This window comes from Mesorhizobium sp. M7A.F.Ca.CA.001.08.2.1, from assembly GCF_003998455.1.
Taxonomy (GTDB): domain Bacteria; phylum Pseudomonadota; class Alphaproteobacteria; order Rhizobiales; family Rhizobiaceae; genus Mesorhizobium; species Mesorhizobium ciceri.
The window spans coordinates 1-7,388 of record NZ_RZPW01000278.1; the positions used below are offsets into that span (position 1 = coordinate 1).

Sequence of the window (7,388 nt, forward strand, 5' to 3'; positions counted from 1 at the left end):
TTTCTGGCCAGGAACTCGTCGGGAATCTCATAGACGCCTTCGTCAACCGCCGGCAAATTGGCGCCGACATAGACGGCGAGCCGTGCCTTCAGCGCCGCATCCTGCGAAAGCCGTGCGGTGTCGGGCGTGTTCTCCAGCGGTTTTTCGCTGATATCGGCGCCATCGATGCCGAATATCCGCATGAGATAGGCCGCTTGGCCACCGAACTCGGTTTCCTGGCCGGAGGGGAAGCGCACCACCTGTGCGTTGAGCTCCAGCTGCTTGAAGGTGAGCCCAGCTCTCTCCAGCGGCCCGCCGGTCAGCCAGCCGGCATCGACGCTCTCGTCAAGCTGTGGCGTCCAGCGCCCGGCAACACCTACGCAGCCGCCATCGGCGTCGGGGGCGGCGCTGTAGACGGCATTGAAATTGAATGGCAGGCGCGACGCCAGCAGCTTGCCGTTTTTGCGAAAGCTGTAGGCCAGGCGGTAGATGAAGCGCACCTCGCCGCAGCTCCTGTCGCCTTGAAGCACCGCGAAGTCGCGACGATCGAGCCGGTTGACGACGCCGACCAGCCGGAAGCGCGCGGCGTCGGTCTTCAGCCAGCGCATGTCCATGATGCGGCCGACATTGCCGTCGGTGACTTCGTAGAGCGTCCGGCCGCCGGCTTTCATATCGGCACGCAGTGCCGCAACATCGGAGGCAACCGTTTCGACGATGGCATGATAGGCCGGCGCCTCGTCGTAAAGCGTCTTCAGACCGTCCTCGCCGTCGACCCCCAAAACATCGGCGAAACCGAAACCCCTGGCATCGAGTGCGGCGAGCACCGCCGGATCGTCGACGATCGTCACAGGACCTTCGGCGCGCGCCGTCGGCGCCATGAAGACAGCGATGAGGGTGGCAAGCAACAGAACGAGCGCGCGGCTCATTGGGCAGCCGTGCGCGCGTCGAAGAGTTCGCGCAACACCGGCACCAGTGCCAACGGCAGGTCCTCGGCGATCAGACCGGGTCCGAACCGGCTGCCGGCCTCAGCATGCAACCACACCGCCGCGCAGGTACCCTCGAAGGGCGGCATGCCTTGCGCCAGCAAACCGGCAATGATGCCCGACAGCACGTCGCCTGACCCGGCTGTGGCCAGCCACGGTGCACCGTTGGAGTTGATCGCCGCTTTGCCATCGGGCGCTGCTATGACCGTGTCGGCGCCCTTGTAGACGATGACGGCGTTGGCCCGCGCGGCGGCCGTTCGCGCCTTGTCCAATTTCGACATGGTTTTGTCCCCGGCGATATCAGGGAACAGGCGGCCGAATTCGCCCTCATGCGGCGTGACTATCAAGGCAGGCGCATTCGGCTGACGGGCAGCTTCGAACAGCGCCTGAGGCTGATGGGCCAGCGACGTGATGGCGTCGGCATCAAGAACCATCGCACTGGCGTGGTTCGCGGTCGCCTCGTCGCGTGCTTCCTCCTCCAAAGCTTTGATCAGCTGCAGGGCGAAATCGCCGACCTTGGGCTTTGGCCCAAGCCCCGGTCCGAACACCAGCGCTCCGGGATGGCGCGCCATTAGAAATTCCTGCACCTCCTCGAGCGAGCCCGCCTCGCGCAGCATGATCGAGGTCAGGTGCATCGCGTTCACCTGCATGGCATTGCCAGGCGACAGCACGGTGACCGCCCCTGCCCCGCTTCTGGCGGCGGCCAGCGCCGACAGCCGCGCCGCGCCCGTAGCACTTGGGCCGCCGGAAAAGACGCCGACATGGCCGCGCTTGTATTTGTGCGCATCCACCGCCGGCACGGGAAATTCCTGCAACCACAGGTCCGGCACATTCTCGAAGGTCGAGACGGCGAGCTGGGCGATGATGCCGTCGCCGATGCCGATATCGGCGAGCACGATCTCACCGCATTGCCCGCGCCCCGGCAGCAGCAGGTGGCCAGGCTTTTTCCGCGCGAAGGTGATGGTGACCTCGGCACGAAACGCCCTGCCCAATATGTCACCGCTGATTCCAGAGACGCCGGACGGCAGGTCGACCGCGACCACGGGCAGGCTCAGGGCTGTCACTGTATCGATGGCTTTCGCGGCGTCGCCGGACAGCGGCTTCGACAGCCCCGCCCCATAGAGCGCGTCGATCACGATCGAGCCAGGCTTGGCGTCAAAGTCAGACAGCGGCCGGGGCTTGATCGGGCATTCCGCGGCGGCGAGCGCCGCATCGCTTTCCGGCCTCGGCGCGCCGGATACCCAGACCGATGTGCCGACGCCGCTGCCGGCCAAGATGCGGGCAACGACATAGCCATCGCCGCCATTGTTGCCGGGCCCGCACAGCACATGGATGTGCTTTGCCGAGGGGTAGCGCTTGAGAACCTCGGCCGCGACCGCTCCACCAGCGCGCCGCATCAGGCCGATGCCGTCGGCTGGGCCGGCGGCAATCGTCAGCCGATCGGCCTCGCTCATTTCGGCCGGGGAAAGAAGTTCGTTGCTCATGGATTGCCGATCCGCATGCGATCAAGCATTGTCCGATTTCGATCCTAAGCAAACAAGGGGGAGTTGCCGAGATCTGCAGCCATAACGTTGGCACGAAAGCATCGCGGGCAGAAAATTGCCTGGGGGATAGGCAATATGCCCGATTTTTGTGCGGACGCGGGTGCTGGCGCTGTGTAGGCTCTGGCAGCCCATGCCGCTCCCGGTGCAGCGAATGACGCGAATTTGCATCCCGGTGCGGCGCGGCTTTGAAATCTTATGAGACCGCTTAGAATCCGCTGAATTGGCACAGTTCGTGCTTGATGGAGGCGCAAGCGGGGGGTCACAACCCGTTTTTTTGGCAGTGGAGGCCACTTTTTACATGAAAAAGATCGAAGCGATCATCAAGCCATTCAAGCTCGACGAAGTGAAGGAAGCGCTTCAGGAGGCCGGACTGCAAGGCATCACCGTCACCGAAGCAAAAGGCTTCGGTCGTCAGAAGGGTCACACCGAACTCTACCGCGGCGCCGAATATGTCGTCGATTTCCTGCCCAAGGTGAAGATCGAGGTCGTGCTTGGCGACGACGCGGTCGAAGGTGCGATCGAGGCCATCCGCAAGGCGGCCCAGACCGGTCGTATCGGCGACGGCAAGATCTTCGTTTCCAATATCGAGGAAGTCGTGCGTATACGCACCGGCGAAACGGGCATGGACGCGGTCTGACCGACCGCGCCATCCTCCAGAAAAACGTCATCATCAAAAAAAGTCATCACACAGGGATACACGACATGACGACAGCCAAAGACATCATGAAGCAGATCAAGGACAACGACGTGAAATTCGTCGACCTGCGCTTCACGGACCCGAAGGGCAAGCTGCAGCACGTGACGATGGATGTCATCGAGGTCGAGGAAGACATGTTCGCCGATGGCGTGATGTTCGACGGCTCGTCGATTGCCGGCTGGAAGGCCATCAACGAGTCCGACATGGTGCTGATGCCCGATCCGGAAACGGTCCACATGGACCCGTTTTTCGCGCAGTCGACCATGGTCATCCTGTGCGACATCCTCGATCCGGTTTCGGGTGAATCCTACAACCGCGATCCGCGCGGTACGGCCAAGAAGGCCGAGGCCTACATGAAGGCCGAAGGCATCGGCGACACCATCTTTGTCGGCCCGGAAGCCGAATTCTTCGTGTTCGACGATGTGAAGTACAAGGCGGATCCCTACAACACCGGATTCAAGCTCGACTCCACGGAACTGCCGTCGAACGACGACACCGATTATGAGACCGGCAATCTCGGCCACCGTCCGCGCATCAAGGGCGGCTACTTCCCGGTGCCGCCGATCGACAGCGCGCAGGACATGCGCTCGGAAATGCTGACCGTGCTCGCCGAGATGGGCGTGCGCGTCGAAAAGCATCACCATGAGGTGGCGGCGGCTCAGCACGAACTCGGCATCAAGTTCGACGCGCTGGTGCGCAACGCCGACAAGATGCTGATCTACAAGTATGTCGTCCACCAGGTCGCCAACGCCTACGGCAAGACGGCAACCTTCATGCCGAAGCCGATCTTCGGCGACAACGGCTCGGGCATGCACGTCCACATGTCGATCTGGAAGAACGGCAAGCCGACCTTCGCCGGCAATGAATACGCCGGTCTGTCGGAAAGCTGCCTGTTCTTCATCGGCGGCGTCATCAAGCATGCCAAGGCGATCAACGCCTTCACCAACCCGCTGACCAATTCCTACAAGCGCCTGGTGCCGGGTTACGAAGCGCCGGTTCTGCTCGCCTATTCGGCGCGCAACCGCTCGGCGTCCTGCCGTATCCCGTTCGGCTCGTCGCCGAAGGCCAAGCGCGTCGAGGTCCGCTTCCCCGATCCGGGCGCGAACCCCTACCTCGCCTTCTCAGCGCTGCTGATGGCCGGCCTCGACGGCATCAAGAACAAGATCCATCCCGGCCAGCCGATGGACAAGGATCTCTACGACCTGCCGCCGAAGGAGCTGAAGAAGATCCCGACCGTCTGCGGCTCGCTGCGTGAAGCCCTGCAGAGCCTCGACAAGGACCGCGGCTTCCTGAAAGCCGGCGGCGTCTTCGACGACGACCAGATCGACAGCTACATCGAGCTGAAGATGGCCGAAGTGATGCGCTTCGAAATGACCCCGCATCCGGTCGAGTACGACATGTACTACTCCGTCTGAGATTCAATCTCGGTCCAAGATTAGCTATAATGCTCAAGCCCTTGAAAGACGTCCCTCTTTCAAGGGCTTTTTGCTGCGCTCCAACAGGATTGCCAGCCGACCGGCATGCCTCGCCTGCACGGCAGCCGCGCATGGACAGCCGTATCCGCCTTTCGTCTTCGACGATCATAGGATGCCCGGATTCTTGGACCTACGGTCCATCGGAGCGGCCGGCTTTTGAGCGCGTCGCTTCAATCACAACTCGGCGGTGTTCAGTAAATGATCAAGGGAGGCGGTTCGGCCGCCAACGTCGGAGCCAGGAGCGAGCGGAGCACTGTCTCAGGCTACAGTGACCGCTCGTCCGGCGCCCACGCCAATGCCGCCGTTCAAGAAAACCCCGCCCGTCCGAACAGCATTGCGTGACGTAACCCCAAGCCCGCGAATACGCATGCCGTAGCGTGATCTGTCAACGCCGCCAGCCGGGTGGCGAATGACCGATTCCGTTGTATGAACAGATGCTTATGGAAGATCCATCGCCCCGGACAAGGGCTGGAAAAGGCGGTTTTCCGGGCTTTCTGGCGAGTGATCGCCGCAGACCCGCACGGCTGCGGCCGGAACTCACGGGCGATTAGCGACCGCCGGAACTGCCTGACTTTTTCTGGGTATGTTTTACCGGGAATGCAGTCAGCCGGGTAACGGCCAAAAAAGAACCCCGGCGCGAAACGCCGGGGTCCTCTTGTCATACAGTCCGAAACACTTAAGCGGCGGCTGAAACCTGAGCGCTTGCCGGAACCGAGGCGATCGTCTTCAGGATTTGCGAGGCGATCTGGTAGGGGTCGCCCTGCGAGTTCGGACGGCGGTCTTCCAGATAACCCTTATAGTCGCTCTTGATGAAGGAATGCGGCACGCGGATCGAGGCGCCACGGTCGGCAATGCCATAGCTGAACCGGTTCCACGGCGCGGTCTCGTGCTTGCCGGTCAAACGCTTGTCGTTGTCCGGGCCGTAGACGGCGATGTGATCCATCAGGTTCTTGTCGAAGGCCGCCATCAGCGCTTCGAAATAGGCTTTGCCGCCGACTTCGCGCATATAGGCGGTCGAGAAGTTGGCGTGCATGCCAGAGCCGTTCCAGTCGGTGTCTCCGAGCGGCTTGCAGTGGTATTCGATGTCGATGCCGTATTTCTCGGTCAGGCGCTGCAGGAGGTAGCGGGCCATCCACATCTGGTCGGCGGCCTTCTTGGAGCCCTTGCCGAAAATCTGGAATTCCCATTGGCCTTTGGCCACTTCGGCGTTGATGCCTTCGTGGTTGATGCCGGCGGCGAGGCAGAGGTCGAGATGCTCCTCGACGATCTGACGCGCGACGGAGCCGACATTGGAATAGCCGACGCCGGTGTAGTACGGGCCCTGGGGTGCGGGATAGCCGCTCTCGGGGAAGCCGAGCGGGCGACCGTCCTTGTAGAAGAAATATTCCTGCTCGAAGCCGAACCAGGCGCCCTCGTCATCGAGGATGGTGGCGCGCTTGTTTGAGGCATGCGGCGTGACACCATCGGGCATCATGACTTCGCACATGACCAGCACGCCGTTGGTGCGGGCGGGATCCGGATAGACCGCAACCGGCTTCAGCACGCAATCGGAGCTGTGCCCTTCGGCCTGCTGGGTCGAGGAACCATCGAAGCCCCACAGCGGCAGCTGCTCGAGTTCAGGGAATTCGGCGAATTCCTTGATCTGCGTCTTGCCGCGAAGGTTGGGGACCGGGGTATATCCATCGAGCCAGATATACTCGAGCTTGTATTTCGTCATTCTAGCCTCTCGTTGCTTGATCACCGAACACTGAACGGCGTCGACATGCGCCTGCCGTCAGCAGCCGGCCTGCCGCACTCTTAAAAAGCAATTCGTGTGCCATTCTTGGTCCGGAGGGTGCGACAAAATTGACGCGGCATCCACCGGAAGTCGGTGAGCCGCCTAAGCAATGCGCCCGGATCCATCACGGTCCTTATTTGCACAAATAGTGTGCAAATGCTGATCTTTTCATAGGCATATTGCCTAACTTGATTGCAGACCTTATCTTCGGGCCAAGTTGAATCGAAAAGGTTCGGCGGAAGAAAGGAACCCGGCAATGGAAGTCATTTCCACACGACCGTCGGCCAAAATTTTGATGTTCCCGGCGGCAGCGCGCCTCTCTGCCTCAAATTTGAGCGGAAAGGCTAAGTTTGCGGCAGAGCTTGCCTCGCTGCGTGATGCCCGCGCGGATTTCGGCGACGGCTGGTACCATGAGGCAGCCATCGAGGAAGAGGCCCGGGGCCGCAAGAGCTGACACAAAGGGCAGCAGCCCTCGCCAACGAATTGGCCTGAAAAGAAAAAGCCCGGCGCGATCGTTCGCGCCGGGCTTTCTTTTGAACGCGGGGGCTGCCTACTCCTTGGCGTGCAGGTCGGTGCCGAGCGTATCCTTGACGAAGATCATGCCGATGACCAGCGTTATAGCCGCGATCACCACCGGGTACCAAAGGCCATAGTAGATGTCGCCTTTGTAGGCGCTGAGCGCGAACACGGTTGCCGGCAGCAGGCCGCCGAACCAGCCATTGCCGATGTGATAGGGCAGCGACATGCCGGTGTAGCGAATGCGGGTCGGGAACATTTCGACCAGGATCGCCGCGATCGGCCCGTAGACCATGGTCACGAACAGCACCAGGATGAACAGGATGCCGATCGTCATTGGCCAGTTCACTGCTGCAGGATCGGCGAACATGGCGAACGCGCCGCCGCCTGGAATGTTGTAGACGGTGACTTCGGGTG

Annotated in this window: 6 protein-coding genes and 1 pseudogene; 3 read left to right on the top strand and 4 right to left on the bottom strand. The window is 61.7% G+C overall.

Translation table 11 applies throughout. The annotated features are described in order from the left end of the window. Together EN914_RS17645 and EN914_RS17650 are read right to left on the bottom strand one after the other, a co-directional pair. A pseudogene (locus tag EN914_RS17645) lies at window positions 1–905 on the bottom strand (hypothetical protein); the annotation flags it as partial. Continuing rightward, window positions 902–2,446, bottom strand: a complete 1,545-nt coding sequence (locus EN914_RS17650; RefSeq protein ID WP_024505076.1) for an NAD(P)H-hydrate dehydratase — start codon at window positions 2,444–2,446, stop codon at window positions 902–904. The gene EN914_RS17650 and the pseudogene EN914_RS17645, both read right to left, overlap by 4 nt. A gap of 358 nt (window positions 2,447–2,804) precedes the next feature. Here EN914_RS17650 and EN914_RS17655 point away from each other — a divergent pair, with 358 nt between their 5' ends. Next, window positions 2,805–3,143 carry a P-II family nitrogen regulator gene (locus EN914_RS17655; RefSeq protein WP_006205430.1) on the top strand — a complete coding sequence of 113 codons (339 nt, stop codon included), beginning with the start codon at window positions 2,805–2,807 and terminating at the stop codon, window positions 3,141–3,143. A gap of 65 nt (window positions 3,144–3,208) precedes the next feature. After that, a complete protein-coding gene (glnA, locus tag EN914_RS17660) occupies window positions 3,209–4,618 on the top strand; it encodes a type I glutamate--ammonia ligase (RefSeq protein WP_013531452.1) in 1,410 nt (469 codons plus the stop codon). Window positions 4,619–5,354: 736 nt separating this feature from the next. On the opposite strand, the gene EN914_RS17670 is transcribed toward glnA, so the two are convergent. Further along, window positions 5,355–6,395, bottom strand: a complete 1,041-nt coding sequence (locus EN914_RS17670) for a glutamine synthetase beta-grasp domain-containing protein (protein WP_013531450.1) — start codon at window positions 6,393–6,395, stop codon at window positions 5,355–5,357. Window positions 6,396–6,711: 316 nt separating this feature from the next. Here EN914_RS17670 and EN914_RS17675 point away from each other — a divergent pair, with 316 nt between their 5' ends. Continuing rightward, window positions 6,712–6,909 carry a DUF2735 domain-containing protein gene (locus EN914_RS17675; protein ID WP_024505075.1) on the top strand — a complete coding sequence of 66 codons (198 nt, stop codon included), beginning with the start codon at window positions 6,712–6,714 and terminating at the stop codon, window positions 6,907–6,909. Window positions 6,910–7,005: 96 nt separating this feature from the next. Here EN914_RS17675 and EN914_RS17680 read toward each other — a convergent pair. Continuing rightward, on the bottom strand, window positions 7,006–7,388 hold a 383-nt coding region (locus tag EN914_RS17680; protein ID WP_164778773.1), incomplete at its 5' end, for an MFS transporter.

Coding starts and splice junctions, on each gene's coding strand:
- EN914_RS17650 (WP_024505076.1), bottom strand. CDS start 2,446: ATGAGCAACGAACTTCTTTCCCCGGCCGAAATGAGCGAGGCCGATCGG.
- EN914_RS17655 (WP_006205430.1), top strand. CDS start 2,805: ATGAAAAAGATCGAAGCGATCATCAAGCCATTCAAGCTCGACGAAGTG.
- glnA (WP_013531452.1), top strand. CDS start 3,209: ATGACGACAGCCAAAGACATCATGAAGCAGATCAAGGACAACGACGTG.
- EN914_RS17670 (WP_013531450.1), bottom strand. CDS start 6,395: ATGACGAAATACAAGCTCGAGTATATCTGGCTCGATGGATATACCCCG.
- EN914_RS17675 (WP_024505075.1), top strand. CDS start 6,712: ATGGAAGTCATTTCCACACGACCGTCGGCCAAAATTTTGATGTTCCCG.